Raw genomic sequence first — 15,253 nt, forward strand, 5'->3', positions numbered from 1 at the left:
ACACAGACTTTCGTGGCACGGTGATGACAGACCTTGCGGGCAGCTGCGCCATGTGTTGTATCTCGGTGATAACCCCATTGCATCGGCTGTGTGTCACAGACTTGTCGCCGTGGTTCGATGAAATCAACCGGACTTCCTGCATGGTGCAAGAAGCACTGGACTCACCACAAGTCCTAAGACCATTTCATCGGAGCATTCACATGAAGAAGAGCCTCATCGCTCTCGCCGTTCTGGCATCCACCGGCGCCGCGATGGCCCAGTCCAACGTCACGCTGTATGGCCGCATCGATACCTCGATCGGCTCCAACAAGGTCAACGGCGTGAGCAACACGCAGATGTTCAGCGGCAACCTGTCCTCCACCCGCTGGGGCTTGCGTGGCAGCGAAGACCTGGGTGGTGGCCTCAAGGCCAACTTCAACCTGGAACAAGGCTTTGACAGCAGCGACGGCACCCAGAACGCCGGCAGCGCGTTCGATCGCCAGTCTTGGGTGGGTCTGAGCGGCGGTTTCGGCGCGGTCAAGATCGGCCGTTCTGACACCTCGTTCGACGACATCCGTGACCTCGCGGTGAGCAGCAACCTGTGGGACTCGGAATTCACGCCCACGAAGATCGCGTACACCGCCGGCGTACCCGACTACTCCAGCCGCGCCAGCAACCAGATCCGCTACGAGTCGCCCTCCTTCGCCGGCTTCAGCTTCGGCGTGGGCTACGGCCTGGACGAACAGGCTTCGCCGATCAAGCGCGACGTGCTGTCCTACAACCTGCGCTACCGCGCCGGCAACCTGGACGTGGGCGTGGGCCGCCAGGAGCAGAAGCACGAGTCCGCTCCAGCCACCGACCGCGAATACACCGCGATCTCAGGCGCCTACAACTTCGGCGTGGCCCGCGTCTCGGCCGGCTTCAACCGCGCCGAGAACGGCGCCAACCTGCGCGACAACGAACTGTCGGTGGGTGTGAACGTGCCGCTGGGCGCGTTCGAGGTGTCGGTGGGCTATGCGCGCAGCAAGTCCGAAGCCGCTGGCGTGACCACGGCCAAGGGCTCGGCCTTCGGCCTGGGCGCAACCTACGCCCTGTCCAAGCGCACCCGCCTGTACGGTGCGTACCTGGATGGCGACGTGGAGAACGGCGCTGGCGTGACGATCACCGATCGCCGCATGTACTCCTTCGGCGTGCGCCACGACTTCTGATCTTTGGATCCGGCGACCGTTCTGACACACGGTCGCCGTTATCTCGCGTTTGTTACTTCCTGACCTTCTCCAAGGTTTTTGTGCCCCATCGGTCTTCGCGGCCGGTGGGGCTTTTTGCCATGGGCATCAGGCCATGCCGGGGTTGCCTTCCATGCCCACGATGCGCGGCGTGTTGATCTTCACGCCCTTGATCACCTTCTTCTCACGCAGGTAACCCGAGACCACATCCCAGATCGGCTCACCCGTGGCACCTTCCTGCACCGAGGCCCAGCCCGCGACCTTGTAGGTCTTGCCGGCTTCGATCGGCTTGCCTTTAAGCGTCATGTTGTTGATGCGCTGGCCCATGGCCGCCTTGGGCGCCACGGTGTACTGCATGCCCCCCACGCGCACCATGTCGCCGCCCTGCTGGTAGTAGGGGTCGGGGTTGAAGATGTTGTCGGCCACGTCTTCCAGAATGGTCTTGATCTGCTCGCCGGTGAAGGTGTTGAGCGTGGTGGCCGGGTAGGTCATGGCCATCTGGTCCATCATGCGTTCGTAGGTGATGGTGTCGCCCGGCAGCAGCGAGGTGCCCCAGCGCACGCCGGGCGAGAACGCCATGTCGGCCCCCTTGTTCTGCATCAGCGCGTCGCAGATGAGCTGGTCCCACGAGCCGTTGAAGTTGCCCCGGCGGTACAGCAGGTCTTCGGTGATGGCGAGTTTTTCTTCCAGCTTGTCCTTGTAGGGCGCGCGCACCTTGTCGATGTGCGCCTGCATCGCTGCGTCGGCCGCCAGCAGGTTGGAGAAGATGGGCAGCAGCTTGTAGCGAAAGTCCTGCACCTTGCCGCCGCGCACGTCGAAATCGAGCACGCCGAGGAACTTGCTGTTGGAGCCGGCGTTGGTCACCAGCGTCTGGCCGCCACCGTTCTTCACGATGGTGGGCGCGGGCATGCCGTCGTGCGTGTGGCCGCCCAGGATGGCGTCGATGCCGCGCACGCGCGAGGCCATCTTGATGTCCACGTCCATGCCGTTGTGCGAGAGCACCACCACGACCTGCGCGCCCTTGCCGCGCGCTTCGTCGACCATCTTCTGCATGTGCTCGTCCTGGATGCCGAAGGTCCAGTCGGGCACCATGTAGCGCGGGTTGGCGATGGGGGTGTAGGGGAAGGCCTGGCCGATCACCGCAACCTGCACGCCATTCATCTCGCGCAGCGCGTAGGGCTTGAACACCAGGTCCTCGAAGTCCGTGGTCTTGACGTTCTGCGCCAGGAATTCGATATGGCCGTTGAGATCCTTCTCCACGATCTCCTTCACGCGCTGGGCGCCGAAGGTGAACTCCCAGTGCGGCGTCATCATGTTCACGCCGAGCAGCTTGCAGGCGTCCACCATGTCCTGCGCGTTGGTCCACAACGAGGTGGCCGAACCCTGCCAGGTGTCGCCGCCATCGAGCAGCAGCGCGTGCGGACGGCTGGCCTTGAGCTGCTGGATCAGCGTGGCCATGTGCGCGAAGCCGCCGACTTTGCCGTAGGTCTTCGCGGCCTGGCTGAAGTTGAGGGACGAGAACGCGTGCGCCTGCGCGGTGCCGGGTTTGATGCCGAAGTGCCGCAGCAGCTTCTCGCCCACGATGTGTGGTGGCTTGCCCACGGCATCGGCCACGCCCAGGTTCACGCTGGGCTCGCGGAAGTAAATCGGCTGCAGCTGCGCGTGGCAATCGGTGAAGTGCAGGAAGCTCACGTTGCCGAACTTGGGCACGTCGTACAGGCGCTCGCCCGCACCGGGCGCGGCGGCCAACACGTCGCGGTGGTTCAAGGCCATGCCGGTGGCGCTCGCCACGGCCAGCACCTGCATGAATTCACGGCGGCTGAAGCTCATGTCTCGTCCCTGTCTTTCAATAATTGATCGCTGATATTTGCGCGAAATTTTTTTGAACAAAAGCCCCGGCCGCCGCATTGGCGAAAACCGGGGCTCGGTGCTGTTATTTATTGACCGGAGAAGCCGGGTCGAGCAACAGCGCCATCACGTCCTTGAGCTGCTTCTCGTTGAGGATGGCGTGTTGGCCCACGCGCGGCATCTGCGAGCACGCGTTGTAGGCGCGCGAGTTCCACAGCTTGCCCCAGGTGTACTCCACGATGGCCTTGCCCGCCGGGCTGTTGGGGTCGGTCACGCCGCGCAGCTTGCCGTAGTTGTAGAGGCTGGGGCCGAGTGTGCCGAAGGAGATCTCTTCCTTGCTGATCTGGTGGCAGTTGTAGCAGTTGCCGCCGTTGACCGTGGTCGCGGTGTCGGTCCAGGTCATGCCACGGCCGCTTTGCGCGATGGCCTCGCCGGCTTTCCAGTCGCCGATGAACTTGCCGTCGCTCGGCCACTTCACGGTCTTCATGTTGGCCGCTTCGATGGCCTTGGCCACGGCCGGGTCGATGGGTTTGCCGGCCACGTCGGCGGCCGCGCATTCGCGGTTGGCATCGTCCTGCACAAGGCGGTCCACCTTGGCGATGCCGCGGTCCTGGAAGGAATTCTTGAGGATGTCGGCCGTGGCCTTGTCGTAGTCGGCGGACGATGGCGACACGGTGCAGGCGGAGAGCGCAAGCGCTGCCACGGGCAGCAGGACGAAGGTGATGTTCTTGTTCATGTTCGTGGTCTCCGGTTCAGCGCTTGATGGCGGGCACGATGGACTCGGCGGTCTTGGCGTTCACGCCCATGTAGACGCCGAGTGCAATGGTGGCGTCGCTGCCGAACTTGGGTTCGGGAAAGCGCTGCTGGCGGAAACAGTCGTTCAGGCGCAGTTGCATGCCCCACATCTGCGCGTTGGACACGCGGTAGGCGGGCCACGCGGCAAAGCCGATGCCGTCGCCCGGGTTCTTGGTGAGGTTGGGCAGGTCTTGCAGTCGGATGCGCTTGTCGCTCTCGCCGTGGCACGAGGCGCACGAGAAGTCGTGCGTGCCGCCGCGCGTGAAGAAGATGCGCTTGCCGGCTTCGTACATCAGTTTTTCCTGCGCATGCGATTGCGGCAGGTTGAAGCGCATGCCTTTGGAGGCCGTGGCCACGTAGGTTGCCAGCGCCGTCACGTTGGCCATTTCGCCACGGCCAAACGGCGTCTTGGCGATCTCGGCGGCGTTGAAGCCTTGCAGCGTTTCCATGCAGGTGATGAGACGCGTCTCCAGATCCTGCACGCGGCCGGTGTCCTTGAAGAAGCGCGGCATTTCCACGAAGACGCCTTTGATCACGCCCGGGCCCTTGCCGAGGTCGCACTGTTCGAGCGACACGTTCTTGGGGCCGCGTTTCTGTTTCCAGAGCTCTTCCCCCTTCATCTCGAACAGCTCGGCGGGGTTGCCGTCCTGCAGCATCTCGCGGTACTTGGCGATGCCTTCGGCGGTGGCGTCCTGCGCATGGGCCGTGCCCAGCGCCAAGGCCGTGAACGCCAGCGCGGCGACGGAGGGGAAAAGTTTCATGGGGGAGCTCCTCTTGTTATCAAAAAAACCGAATCACCACGGCACCGTCGCCGCGACACACCTCAAATCCAGGCCGCCGCGGAACCGGCTTCGCCGGGCCGCCAGCGACGCCCCCCTGGAGGGGGTCGCGCGCAGCGCGGCGGGGGTGGGTCAAGCTATTACAGCCTCATCCGTACGCGTGTCGTTCTTCGTGTCGGTCCACTTCACGACCACTTTGTCGCCCTTGGCGGCGCCCTTGAACTTGAACGACAGAAAGGGGTTCTGCGCCACAGAGCCGGTGAACAGCGCGCTCAGCACGACCTTGCCGTTGTGCGTGGCTTGCACGTCCTTGATGAAGTGGGCGGGAATGAGCGCGCCTGCAGCGTCGCGGCGCGTGCCGGGCTCCATGACGTGGGACATGAGAATGCGGACGGTGGTTTCGTCACCGGCGAGGGCGGCGCGGATGCGCATCGGATCGGCCATGTTGGACTCCTGAAATTCTGTGAGCGTTGGGCGTGGAAGGGCGTTGGACTCGGGGCGATCAGCCGCCGCAACCGCCCAGCGTGACCTTGGTTTCCTTGGTGGCCGAGTACAGCTTGCCATCGGCCTTGGCGATGGCGATCACGTTGCTGCTCTGACCCATCTTCAGGCGCGTCTGCACCTCCGGCGCGGTGCCCGCGGGAATGATGAAACCGCAGGACAAGGGCATCGGGTTTTTCTCGACGATCAGGTAGATCTCGGTGGTGTTGGGCAGCTTGCTGGAAGCGCCCACCGGCACCACGGCACCGTTCTCGGCGATGTCCGGCGCGACCACGGTCACCTGGTCGCTGTTGGCGGGCGTACCGCCCACGGCCTTGAGCGCGTCGGCCAGCGTCTTCACTTCGAAGCCGGCGCGGTCCACGGCGGCCTGTGCCTGGCTTTGGGTGATGATGCCCAGCGACACCAGCGTGGCGAACGCTCCAGTGGTCTTGAGGGTGGCTCGGCGGGTGTGGTTCATGGGGAACTCCTGAGGGATATGAATCAAAACGGTGCGAAGTTTACTGGGCGTGCGCTCACTTGTCGGGCGCACCGGCGAGGACCCAGCTTGCGAGCAGGGTGAGTTCGTCGTCTTTCAGCGTGGGCTGCGGCGGCATGGGCACGGGACCGTAGGTGCCCGAACCGCCGGACTTGATGCGCGCGGCCACCGCCGCCAGCGCACCCGCCTGGCCCTTGTGCTTGGCGGCCACGTCCTTGAATGCGGGGCCGACCAATTTCTTGTCCACCGCGTGGCAGGCCATGCAGGCGCTCTTGGCGGCCAGGGCTTTGGCGGCAGCGGCATCCTGGGCGTGGGCGCCTGCGCTCAGCAGCGCTCCAGCAGCGGCCAGGCACAACAGGATCGGTTTCATGGGCATAGGGTACGGTCTCCTTTTTTGAGGGGAAATGGGGTTTACGAGTAAATGCGCATATTTAAAAACATTGTGGCTTGAGGCGCCGATGCGCCTCGGGCCACTGCGGCATGCGCGCCACAGTCTTCCGTGTTACTTCGCGCCACTGGCAATCCAGCGGGCGATGGAGCGGGCGTCCGCGTCGCTGAGCTGGGGTTGCGGCGGCATCGGCACCGCGCCGTACACGCCCGATCCGCCTTCGCGGATACGGCCCAGCAGGTACGCCTCAAGATCGGCCTTGCCCTTGTGCTTGGCGGCGATCTCATTGAACCCGGGGCCGACGATCTTGTTCGTCATGCCGTGGCAGGCGGTGCAGCTGTTGGCGGCCAGCAGGGCCTTGGTGTCGGGCGCGCCGGCAGCGGGCTTGGCCGCCGCGACAACCACCGTGGGCGGCGGCGCGCTGCCCACGGGTGCAGTCGGTGGCGGCTTGGTGGTGTCGGCCCCGCGCACCGGGCCGATGACGCGGTTCTGCTCCTGGATGTTGCCGTGCGCATCGCGCGCGAAATCGGGCAGCGAGGAGCGGATGGTCGACTCCACCGGGCAGTCTTTCATGCAGGCCACGTTCTTCACGTCGCCCTTGCCGTCCACCTTCCACAGCGGCTCGTGGAACACCATGCCGTTGCGGTTGGGCATGCGCTTTTGCACCTCGGCGATGTTCTGGTCGCTCAGCGTGAAGTCCGCCGGCACCACATCGGCCAGGCTCAGGATGTAAGCGGTCACGCTGTAGACCTCGTCGGCCGTGAGCGACTTGGGCGCGTTCCAGGGCATGGCGCGGTTGATGTAGTCCCACAGCGTGGAGAGCGTGGCCACCTTCATCATGGTGGTCTTCTGCGGGAAGGTGCTGCCTGGCTCCAGGTTCTTCACACGGCCGCGTTCGATGTCGGCCTTGGTGGTGCCGCCGACGATGGGCGTGAACACCTCGTTCGATTCGCCGAAGCTGCCGTGGCAGGACGCGCACTGCGCCTCCCACACGGTCTCGCCCCGCGACACCGTGCCCGAGCCCTTGGGCAGGCCTTTGAAGTCGGGACGCACGTCGATGTCCCAGGCTTTGACTTCGGCCTTGGTCGCGTCGCGACCAATCTCGTGCCAGGGCTGGGTTTGTGCAAAGGCCGGAGCGGTGACGAAGGCAGCGGCCAACAGGATCAGGGTTCTCATGGGGCGCTTCAATAGACTTGCACGTTGGAGACTTCGCCGTTTTCAGCGACCCGCCACGACTGGATGGCGTTCTGGTGGTAGATCGAGCGCGTGCCACGCACGGCGCGCAGCTGGTTGATCTTGGGTTGCACGTAACCCGTGCTGTCGATGGCGCGACTCTGCAGCACGGCGGGCTTGCCGTCCCACACCCAGTCGATGTTGAAGCGCGTGAGCGCCTTGGGCAGCACCGGGCCTTCGAGGCGCGCCGTGCGCCAGCTGCGCCCGCCGTCCACGCTCACGTCCACCCGCTTGATGGCGCCACGACCCGACCACGCCAGGCCGGTGACGTTGTAGTAACCCTTGTCCAGCAGCGTCTGGCTGCCCGAGGGCGTGGTGATCACGCTCTTGCATTCCTGGATGCCGGTGTACTGGCGGTGCGTTCCATCGGGCATGTGGTCGATGTAGTGGACCGACTCGTCCTTGGTGGCCCACTTCTGGTCGCCCACTTCCAGTCGGCGCAGGTATTTGACCCAGCTCACGCCCTGCACGCCGGGCACCACCAGGCGCAACGGGTAGCCGTTCTCCGGGCGCAGCATTTCGCCGTTCATGGCCCAGGCAACGATGCAGTCGTCCATGGCGCGCTCAATGTCGATGGTGCGCGTCATCGAAGAGCCGTCCGCGCCTTCGGCCAGCACGTATTTGCCATTCTTCTTGTCGTACCCGCACATCTCCAGCAGCGTGGAGAGCAGCACGCCGGTGTATTCGCAGCAGCTCAGCATGCCGTGCGTGTACTGCACCGAAGGCAGCGCCACGTTGCCCCACTCCGGCGCGGAGTTGGCGCCGCATTCGATGAAGTGGATGCGCGAGACACTGGGCAGGCGCATCAGGTCGTCCATGGTGAACACGCGCTCGCGTTTCACCAGGCCGTTGACCATCAAACGGTGTTGGGAGGGATCGATGTCCCACCAGCCCTGGTGGTGGCGCTCGAAATGCAGGCCGTTGGGCGTGATGATGCCGAACAGGCCCTGCAGCGGCGCGAAGCTGACGGAGGCCTGCGGCACGCGTGTGAGCCCCGGGCTCTGGCGGCGCTGCAGATTGCCTTCCCACTTGCTGGGCGCGCCGTAGCCCAACGTCGCCACGGGCTGGCCCAAGCCGGTGGTGTGGGCAGGGAGTTTCAGAATGGCGTCTTCGCCTTCGGCCGCCAGTGCACGGGTGCTGGCCGTAGCACCGGTCACGGCACCCGCGCCCATGGCCAGGGCCTTGCCCATGAAGCTGCGCCGTGCCTTGCGGGCCTGCTCCAGTTTGTCGGTGTTCAGGTGGTTTTCGGGGGCGGGCAGAACGCGCCCGATGACGTCGCTCAAATCTTTGGACACAGGGGCTTCCTTCGCGGGTACAGAACGCTTTTGGCGTTGTTTCCGGGCAATATATTAGTTATTGCTGATATTCGGATTGGTAGAAACCCGTAACACACCCAATCCCCTTTCCTTTCTTCTTCTCTACTTGGAGGTCAGCCCCAGACGCCGCGCCAGGCGGTGGAAGTTGCTGCGGTCCATGCCGGCCTCCTCGGCCGCGCGCACCAGAGAGCCTTCGTGGCGCGCGATCGCCGCCTCCACCCAGCGGCGCTGGAACGCCTCGGTGGCCGCGCGCAGACCACCGGGCGCGCTGATCAAACCCTCCGCCACCGTGCGCGGCTCGGCCGATGCCCCCACGACCTGCAACGCCAGATGCCGTGGCTCGATCCCGATCCAGCGCCCGCCACGCCCCTGTTCCGACAAGGCCCGCAGCGCCGCGCGGCTCAGCAGGTGCTCCAGTTCGCGCACGTTGCCCGGCCAACCGTGCGCGAGCAGCGCGGCGTTGGCTTCGGGCGTCAGGCGCAGGTTGCGCGCCCCCAGCCGGTGCTGGTTTTCTTCCAGGAAACTGCCCGCCAGCGTGAGCACATCGCGGCCCCGTTCGCGCAGCGGCGGCACCTGCAGCGGATAGACCGAGAGGCGGTGGTACAGGTCGGCGCGGAAACGCCCGGACGCCACTTCGCCGCGCAGGTCGCGGTTGGTGGCCGCGAGCACCCGCACGTCCACGCGCAACTGCCTGTCGCTGCCGGGACGCTGTAGCTCACCGCTTTGCAACACGCGCAACAGCTTGGCCTGCACCGGGAGCGAGAGCTCACCCACCTCGTCCAGGAACAGCGTGCCGCCATCGGCCAGTTCGAACTTGCCCACGCGGTCCTGCACCGCACTGGTGAACGCGCCCTTCTTGTGCCCGAACAGTTCGCTGTCTGCCAGGCCCTCGGGCAGCGCGGCGCAGTTGATCTGCACCAACGCTTGTTCGGCGCGAGCGGAACGCAGGTGAAGGCGCTGCGCCACCAGTTCCTTGCCCACACCGGTCTCGCCCAGGATCAGCACCGTGAGGTCGGAAGCGGCCACGGTATCAATCTCGCGCTTGAGCTGCTGCATCGCGGCGCTCTTGCCCAGCAACTCGCGCGGTGCCGCCACGCCAGCGCGGCGCTCGCGCGCCAGCGCCTGCTCGCGCTCGGCACGGGCATGGGCCGCGTGCAAGGCCTCGCTGGCTTCGATGCCGGCTTCCAGCAGCGCCACCACCGCCTGCATCCGAGCCGGGGGCACCGCGTCAAACGTGTGCGGGTTCAGCGCATCCAGCGTCACCAGGCCCCAAAGCTGTCCGGCGTGGCGCAGCGGTGCGCCCATGCAGTCGTGCACCGCCAGCAGTTCGCGCTGCCCGGCCACCAGGCCGTCGTAGGGATCGGGCAAGCCGCAGTCCGCGGCGAAGCGCAGGCTCTGCGAACTGCCCAGCAACTGCGCCAGGCGCGGATGGGCGCCAACCGGGAAGCGGCGGCCCATGGCTTCCTCGATGAGGCCATCCACCGCGACGGGCACCAGGGCACCGTCACGCAGCCGCAACAGCACGGCGGCATCGCACGCCACCATGCCGCGCACGGCAGCGAGCAAGGATTTGAAGTGCCGGTCGTCGGTGGCGGCCGTCGTAGTCATACAGACAACATGTGGTCAAAAATACACGCATGAAACGTTGTCATCTTAACCACAACTAAAAAATCATCTTTGTGAATCAAGCACTTGCGAGTGGCACCGTCTTGGCACGCTTATTGATTGAAGAGAGGCATCTTCACTCCCCAGGGATTTTTCATGCCTTCGTTCTCACCCCAGACCATCGCCCTCGTCAAAGCCACCGTGCCCCTGCTCAAGGAACAGGGCGAGGCGATCACCCAGCATTTCTACCAACGGATGTTTCGCGACCACCCCGAGGTCAAGGCCTTCTTCAACGAAGCCCATCAGGCCCGGGGCAGCCAGGCGCGCGCACTGGCGGGCGCGGTGCTGGCGTATGCCACGCACATCGACAACCTGGAGGCCATCGCGCCCGCATTGCCGCGCATCGTGCAGAAGCACGCGGCTCTGGGCGTGCTGCCCGAGCACTACCCCATCGTGGGTGCCTGCCTGCTGAAAGCCATTCGCGAGGTGTTGGGCGAGGTCGCAAGCGATGAGATCCTGGCCGCCTGGGGCGAGGCCTACGGCGCGCTCGCACAACTGCTGATCGACGCCGAGGAGCAGGTGTACGCCGCCAACGCGGCGCGCGAAGGCGGCTGGCGTGGCGCGCGCACGCTGCGCCTGGCGCGCAAGGTGGTCGAAAGCGAACTCATCACCTCGTTCTACCTGGAGCCCGTCGATGGCCAGCCGCTGCTGTCGTTTACGCCAGGGCAGTACCTCACGCTCGTGCTGGAGATCGAAGGCCAGACCGTGCGGCGCAACTACTCGCTGTCGGACGCGCCGGGCAAGCCGTGGTACCGCATCAGCGTCAAGCGTGAGGCGGGTGGTCACGCGTCCAACTGGTTGCACGACAACCTGCAGGTGGGCATGGAGGTACAGGCCCAGGCGCCGTGCGGTGACTTCCTGTTGGACACGCAAGCGCGCCGGCCGCTGGTGCTGGTGACGGGGGGCGTGGGCATCACGCCGGCCATGAGCATGCTGGAAGCGAGCGCCGCGAGCGGCCGCCCCATCCAGTTCATCCACGCGGCACGGCACAGTGGCGTTCATGCCTTCCGTGAGCGTGTCGAGCGCCTCGCGGCGGCGCACAGCAACGTGCAGCCGTTCTATGTGTACGACGAACCGCGCGACACCGACCAGCCGCATGCGCAGGGTTTCGTGACCGAAGAGCTGCTGGCCGAACAGCTGCCCGCCGACCGCGATGTGGACCTGTACTTCCTGGGCCCCAAGCCCTTCATGCAATCGGTCTATGCCAGCGGGCGCAAGCTGGGGATTCCCGACGCGCAGTTGCGCTACGAGTTCTTCGGGCCGCTGGAGTCGCTGAGCGCGGCGGCTTGATCCGGATGGATGTCGATGCCCCGGATGTGCCCGTCCTTGCAATGGTGGATCGTCATCGATCGGGCTCCCGCGGCGCTCAGCCGCCGCTTCAGCGACAGGCCGAAACGGTCCGCCAGCTGTGCATCGTTCAGCGGCAGTGACGCTTGGCGGCGGTCCACGCCCCGGAAACGGTAGGCGTTGTAACGGGCCCAGGTCAGCAGGATGGCGGCGTTGATCAACGCCACGACGACGTAGATGCTGAGCGTGCCCATGGTCGGCAGCAGGCGCGTGAGGGCCGTCATGTCGGGCCCACCCTCGCGCTGGCCGCTCAGGACGTTGAGCAGGCTCGCGCCAAAGAGATAGCTGAAGGCGATCCACGCGATCGCGGTGAGCACGGCATCGATGAAGGAAGCGAGACGGGAACGGCTGGTCTTGATGATCATGACGAAGAACTCCGGGACTTGATGCCACGATCGGGGCTGGTCCAGCGCGCGCGCTTGCGGCGGACCTTGATCATGACTTTGGGGTAGCTCACGAGCGTGGTGGCCAGGCTGAGCATCCAGTAGATGACGGGGTACCAGATGACCCAGTACAACGCGCGCCACAGGCCCGGCTCGTAGCGCCGCTCGATCAGGATGCTCACGCCGAACTGCATCAGGCACATGAAGGCCAGCACCAGGCCGGTGAAGTCGGGCGGCGCCAGGTTGTCCACCCGGATGTGCGGCGGCAGGTCCACCACATGGCCCAGGGCCCACAGCAGGATGGACACGGCGAACGCGAACGCCCAGATGGTGGAGAGACAGAACTCCGCCACCATCGGCCACAGGCGGCGGTGGCGCCAGCTCCAGATGCTGAAGATGTTCTTCAGGAACACCTCCGCCCCACCCTGCGCCCAGCGCAGGCGTTGCTTCCAGAGTCCGCGCAGGGTCTCGGGCATGAGGATCCAGCACAGAGCGCGCGGCTCGTAGAAGACCGACCAGTGGTCGCGCTGCAGTTTCCAGCTGATGTCGATGTCCTCGGTGATCATGTCCAGGCTCCAGTAGCCCACGCGGTCCAGCGCGCTGCGCCGGAACGCCGAGATCACGCCGGAGACGGTGAACACCTGTCCGTAGACGCGCTGCGTGCGCTTGATCAGACCCACGATCGAGGAGAACTCGCCGACCTGGATGTGCCCCACCTGCGTGGAGCGCGTGCGCACCCGGGGGTTGCCGGTCACCGCGCCCACGCGCGGATGCTCGACCAGGGGCGCCACCATGTAAGCGGCGGCGTCGCGGTCCAGCAGGGCGTCACCATCGATGCACACCAGGTATTCGCTGCGCGCGGCCATCGCGCCCATGCGCAACACCATGGCCTTGCCCTGGTTGTGCGCGAGGTGGATCACGCGCAGCTTCTCGTGCTGCTGCACCAGGCGATCGAGCATGGCGCCCGTGCCATCGGTCGAGCCGTCGTTGATCGCGATCACTTCGATGTTGCCGTAGCGCTGGTTCAGGGCGGCCAGGATGGTGGACTCGCCATGCGCCACTTCGTTGAAGCACGGGATCAGAATGCTGATCAGGGGCTGGCCCTTCAGTTCGGGAGGCGGCACGTCTTCGCCCACGGGCCAGCGGCGCTCGCGCACCAGCCAGAAATACACGCCGCCCGTGATCCACAGTGCCGACATGAACAGCGGCCAGAAGAACACGAAGGCCAGGATGAATTCGCCCGAGACGACCACGGCCGCGGCGAAGGGTGCGCCCAACACCAGGCACAGCAGGAGGAAGGCAAGCAGTCGGTCAATCATGGTGCGGGTACCAGGCACTGGAGAGCGCGGGGCGGATCACGTCCAGCCGGGGCTCATTGCGGATGAAGTCGTCCGGGTAATGGCCGAAGTTGCGCGCGCCGCGCAATTGCAGGCGCTGCATCCAGCCGGCCAAGGTCTCGCCGGGCACGGCCGGCGCGCCGGGCTGACGCCAGTCTTTGGCCTGCAGCTCGAACACGGTGCGCTCCAGTGCGCCCGGACGGCGGGCCACGGCGTCGACAAGGGCATCGAGCCAGGCGTTGGCCCGTGCGGGTTCCACGCCTTCCATCCAGGGCATGGCCATGGGCGCGGTCCAGTCGTAGGCGGTGAGGAAATCGTCCAGGTTCTGCGCGAACCAGGCCTCGCTCTCGGGTTGCAGGATGGGCAGCGCGAAGAGGTTGCGCGCCGTCGCCACCTGCGGGCCGCGCACCGCGCGCACGCGCTCGGTGAGCTCATGCGTGAAGTCGATCAGCGCGCGGCTCTTGAAGCGGGTCCACCGCTGCAGGGTCTGCGGGTCCGCGCGCAACGCGGCGATGGAGCCCGGCAGGCCCGCCGCCTGGTAGGCCGCCAGCGCTTGCGGGCCGGCGTCCTCGAAGTCGCTCAGCACCGCATCGTCGTGGAACAGGATGCCCTGGAACGCGCTGTGCCGCGCGAGGTCTTCGTACAGATCACCGATGCGCTGGCGCACGCGGGGATCGAAAGGCGACAGGCGCCGGTAGGCTTTGGAGTCGACGTGGCTCTCGCCGCCAGCCTCGGCCGCGCGCGTGACGCGCGGCAGCTCTGCCGCCAGCTCGAAGCTGAGCACCGGCATCCAGGCATAGATCTCCACATCCGTTCGCGTGCGCAGCTGCCATGCCGCGCGGTTGAACAGATCGGCGCGCATGGGCAGCCAGCGGTTGGGGAAGTACACCTCACGGACCAGACCATCGCCATCGGGGTCCGCGAAGGCCTGCAGGAACACGGTGGTGATGCCAAGGTCCGCGATGCGCTGCACCAGCTGGCCCAGGTTGCGGTCCATCTGCGCCGGGTCCGCGTCGTACACATGGTCCAGGTCCACGTGGGCCACCCGCATGGTCTTGCGCGCCTCGGTGCCGACGACCGAAGCGGCAAAGTTGCGCGTCTGCGGGTCGGCAGAGAGCAGGAGACGCGGCGCGGACATCAGCCGGTCGACCGTGGCGAGGCCGTCTTCCAGCGTCAACGCCAGCGCGTACCCGTGCTCCTGCACGATCTTCAAGGCCGGTCCGCTGGCCGCGCCGTAAGGCCACACCCACACGCGCGGCGACTTGCCCGAAGCCTGGCTCACCTTGTCGGTGATGGCCTTGACGTCGGCGCGCAGCCGCGCCTCGAACACAGGGCCGGATTCGTACGCGCCCGATGCGGCGTCGTACCGGTGCGTCGCAGCCGCGGGTTGCTCGTTGCCCTGCGGGTTGGCGCGCAGGCCGTAGTGCAGGTTGTCCGTGTGCGCACCCACCTCCACCAGCGGCGAGCGGGCCATCTCGCGCACCTCGTCCCAGTGCAGGAAGCGGTCGCGCGCGGTCATCTTTCCGCCGAAGTCGACCTGCTGGTCCGCCGGCGTGTCCAGCCAGACGCCCACCGGCGCGAACACGAAAGGCCAGTGGTAGGCCTTGAGGATCGGAAACACGCGCGTGTAGAAGCTGCGGTAGCCGTCATCGAAACTCAGCAGCACCGCGCGCTTGGGCAAAGGCGCGCCACCGCTGCGGGCGGCGAGCACCTGATCGACGGAGACCGCCTGGTAGCCGTTCAAGCGCAGCCAGTTGAGTTGCTCCACCAGGTGGTCGGTGCGCACGCTGAGGTAGGACTGGTCGGGGTCGCGGTCCTCGACATCGTGGTAGGCCAGGGTCAACAGGCCGTCGGCCCAGGGCTTCTCGACCGTGGCCACCGTGCGCGCCGAAGGCGGCGCGAACACCGGAATGTCTTTCGCGCAGCCACCGATCACGGCGCAGGCCATGACCAGCCAGACACAGGCCAGGCGGCCTCGCGA

The 15,253-nt window shown here is 66.0% G+C and carries 14 protein-coding genes; 2 read left to right on the forward strand and 12 right to left on the reverse strand.

The window, feature by feature from the left end; genetic code table 11:
- Positions 1-200: 200 nt before the first annotated feature.
- A complete protein-coding gene (locus F9K07_RS22680; protein ID WP_159595569.1) occupies positions 201-1,187 on the forward strand; it encodes a porin in 987 nt (328 codons plus the stop codon).
- 126 nt (positions 1,188-1,313) lie between these two features.
- Here the strand turns inward: F9K07_RS22680 and soxB are convergent, their stop codons facing one another.
- The 9 genes from soxB to norR form a co-directional block, all read right to left on the reverse strand.
- A complete protein-coding gene (soxB, locus tag F9K07_RS22685; protein WP_159595570.1) occupies positions 1,314-3,035 on the reverse strand; it encodes a thiosulfohydrolase SoxB in 1,722 nt (573 codons plus the stop codon).
- Between the two features lie 103 nt (positions 3,036-3,138).
- Positions 3,139-3,789: a sulfur oxidation c-type cytochrome SoxX gene (gene soxX, locus F9K07_RS22690; protein ID WP_159595571.1), complete on the reverse strand. Its 651-nt coding sequence runs from the start codon at positions 3,787-3,789 to the stop codon at positions 3,139-3,141.
- A 16-nt stretch (positions 3,790-3,805) separates the two neighbouring features.
- Positions 3,806-4,609: a sulfur oxidation c-type cytochrome SoxA gene (soxA, locus tag F9K07_RS22695; protein ID WP_159595572.1), complete on the reverse strand. Its 804-nt coding sequence runs from the start codon at positions 4,607-4,609 to the stop codon at positions 3,806-3,808.
- 150 nt (positions 4,610-4,759) lie between these two features.
- Positions 4,760-5,071, reverse strand: coding sequence for a thiosulfate oxidation carrier complex protein SoxZ (soxZ, locus tag F9K07_RS22700; RefSeq protein ID WP_201451468.1), 312 nt, complete (start codon positions 5,069-5,071; stop codon positions 4,760-4,762).
- Positions 5,072-5,129: 58 nt separating this feature from the next.
- On the reverse strand, positions 5,130-5,585 hold the full coding sequence (soxY, locus tag F9K07_RS22705; RefSeq protein WP_159595573.1) for a thiosulfate oxidation carrier protein SoxY: 456 nt from the start codon (positions 5,583-5,585) through the stop codon (positions 5,130-5,132).
- 55 nt (positions 5,586-5,640) lie between these two features.
- On the reverse strand, positions 5,641-5,973 hold the full coding sequence (locus tag F9K07_RS22710) for a c-type cytochrome (RefSeq protein ID WP_159595574.1): 333 nt from the start codon (positions 5,971-5,973) through the stop codon (positions 5,641-5,643).
- 132 nt (positions 5,974-6,105) lie between these two features.
- A complete protein-coding gene (locus F9K07_RS22715) occupies positions 6,106-7,167 on the reverse strand; it encodes a c-type cytochrome (RefSeq protein ID WP_159595575.1) in 1,062 nt (353 codons plus the stop codon).
- Between the two features lie 8 nt (positions 7,168-7,175).
- On the reverse strand, positions 7,176-8,519 hold the full coding sequence (gene soxC, locus F9K07_RS22720) for a sulfite dehydrogenase (protein WP_236581444.1): 1,344 nt from the start codon (positions 8,517-8,519) through the stop codon (positions 7,176-7,178).
- Positions 8,520-8,642: 123 nt separating this feature from the next.
- Positions 8,643-10,148, reverse strand: coding sequence for a nitric oxide reductase transcriptional regulator NorR (gene norR, locus F9K07_RS22725; protein WP_159595576.1), 1,506 nt, complete (start codon positions 10,146-10,148; stop codon positions 8,643-8,645).
- Between the two features lie 153 nt (positions 10,149-10,301).
- Here norR and hmpA point away from each other — a divergent pair, with 153 nt between their 5' ends.
- The gene (gene hmpA / locus F9K07_RS22730; protein WP_159595577.1) at positions 10,302-11,495 is read left to right on the forward strand and encodes an NO-inducible flavohemoprotein; all 1,194 of its coding nucleotides are present in this window, start codon (positions 10,302-10,304) and stop codon (positions 11,493-11,495) included.
- On the opposite strand, the gene pgaD is transcribed toward hmpA, so the two are convergent.
- The 3 genes from pgaD to pgaB are packed head-to-tail and all read right to left on the reverse strand — an operon-like array spanning position 11,450 to position 15,220.
- Positions 11,450-11,917 (reverse strand): poly-beta-1,6-N-acetyl-D-glucosamine biosynthesis protein PgaD, encoded by a 468-nt coding sequence (gene pgaD / locus F9K07_RS22735; RefSeq protein ID WP_159595578.1) that lies wholly within the window; start codon positions 11,915-11,917, stop codon positions 11,450-11,452. The two genes, hmpA and pgaD, sit on opposite strands and share 46 nt — an antisense overlap.
- Complete coding sequence (pgaC, locus tag F9K07_RS22740; RefSeq protein WP_159595579.1) at positions 11,914-13,254, reverse strand: poly-beta-1,6-N-acetyl-D-glucosamine synthase; 1,341 nt, start codon at positions 13,252-13,254, stop codon at positions 11,914-11,916. The genes pgaD and pgaC overlap by 4 nt, the downstream gene beginning before the upstream one ends.
- The gene (gene pgaB / locus F9K07_RS22745; protein ID WP_442907450.1) at positions 13,247-15,220 is read right to left on the reverse strand and encodes a poly-beta-1,6-N-acetyl-D-glucosamine N-deacetylase PgaB; all 1,974 of its coding nucleotides are present in this window, start codon (positions 15,218-15,220) and stop codon (positions 13,247-13,249) included. The genes pgaC and pgaB overlap by 8 nt, the downstream gene beginning before the upstream one ends.
- Positions 15,221-15,253: the final 33 nt, after the last annotated feature.

Origin of the sequence: Hydrogenophaga sp. BPS33, assembly GCF_009859475.1 — a bacterium.
Taxonomy (GTDB): Bacteria; Pseudomonadota; Gammaproteobacteria; order Burkholderiales; family Burkholderiaceae_C; genus Hydrogenophaga.

Excerpts from the sequence above, each read along its gene's own strand:
- F9K07_RS22680 (WP_159595569.1), top strand. The coding sequence starts at position 201 with ATGAAGAAGAGCCTCATCGCTCTCGCCGTTCTGGCATCCACCGGCGCC.
- soxB (WP_159595570.1), bottom strand. The coding sequence starts at position 3,035 with ATGAGCTTCAGCCGCCGTGAATTCATGCAGGTGCTGGCCGTGGCGAGC.
- soxX (WP_159595571.1), bottom strand. The coding sequence starts at position 3,789 with ATGAACAAGAACATCACCTTCGTCCTGCTGCCCGTGGCAGCGCTTGCG.
- soxA (WP_159595572.1), bottom strand. The coding sequence starts at position 4,609 with ATGAAACTTTTCCCCTCCGTCGCCGCGCTGGCGTTCACGGCCTTGGCG.
- soxZ (WP_201451468.1), bottom strand. The coding sequence starts at position 5,071 with ATGGCCGATCCGATGCGCATCCGCGCCGCCCTCGCCGGTGACGAAACC.
- soxY (WP_159595573.1), bottom strand. The coding sequence starts at position 5,585 with ATGAACCACACCCGCCGAGCCACCCTCAAGACCACTGGAGCGTTCGCC.
- F9K07_RS22710 (WP_159595574.1), bottom strand. The coding sequence starts at position 5,973 with ATGAAACCGATCCTGTTGTGCCTGGCCGCTGCTGGAGCGCTGCTGAGC.
- F9K07_RS22715 (WP_159595575.1), bottom strand. The coding sequence starts at position 7,167 with ATGAGAACCCTGATCCTGTTGGCCGCTGCCTTCGTCACCGCTCCGGCC.
- norR (WP_159595576.1), bottom strand. The coding sequence starts at position 10,148 with ATGACTACGACGGCCGCCACCGACGACCGGCACTTCAAATCCTTGCTC.
- hmpA (WP_159595577.1), top strand. The coding sequence starts at position 10,302 with ATGCCTTCGTTCTCACCCCAGACCATCGCCCTCGTCAAAGCCACCGTG.
- pgaD (WP_159595578.1), bottom strand. The coding sequence starts at position 11,917 with ATGATCATCAAGACCAGCCGTTCCCGTCTCGCTTCCTTCATCGATGCC.
- pgaC (WP_159595579.1), bottom strand. The coding sequence starts at position 13,254 with ATGATTGACCGACTGCTTGCCTTCCTCCTGCTGTGCCTGGTGTTGGGC.
- pgaB (WP_442907450.1), bottom strand. The coding sequence starts at position 15,220 with ATGGCCTGCGCCGTGATCGGTGGCTGCGCGAAAGACATTCCGGTGTTC.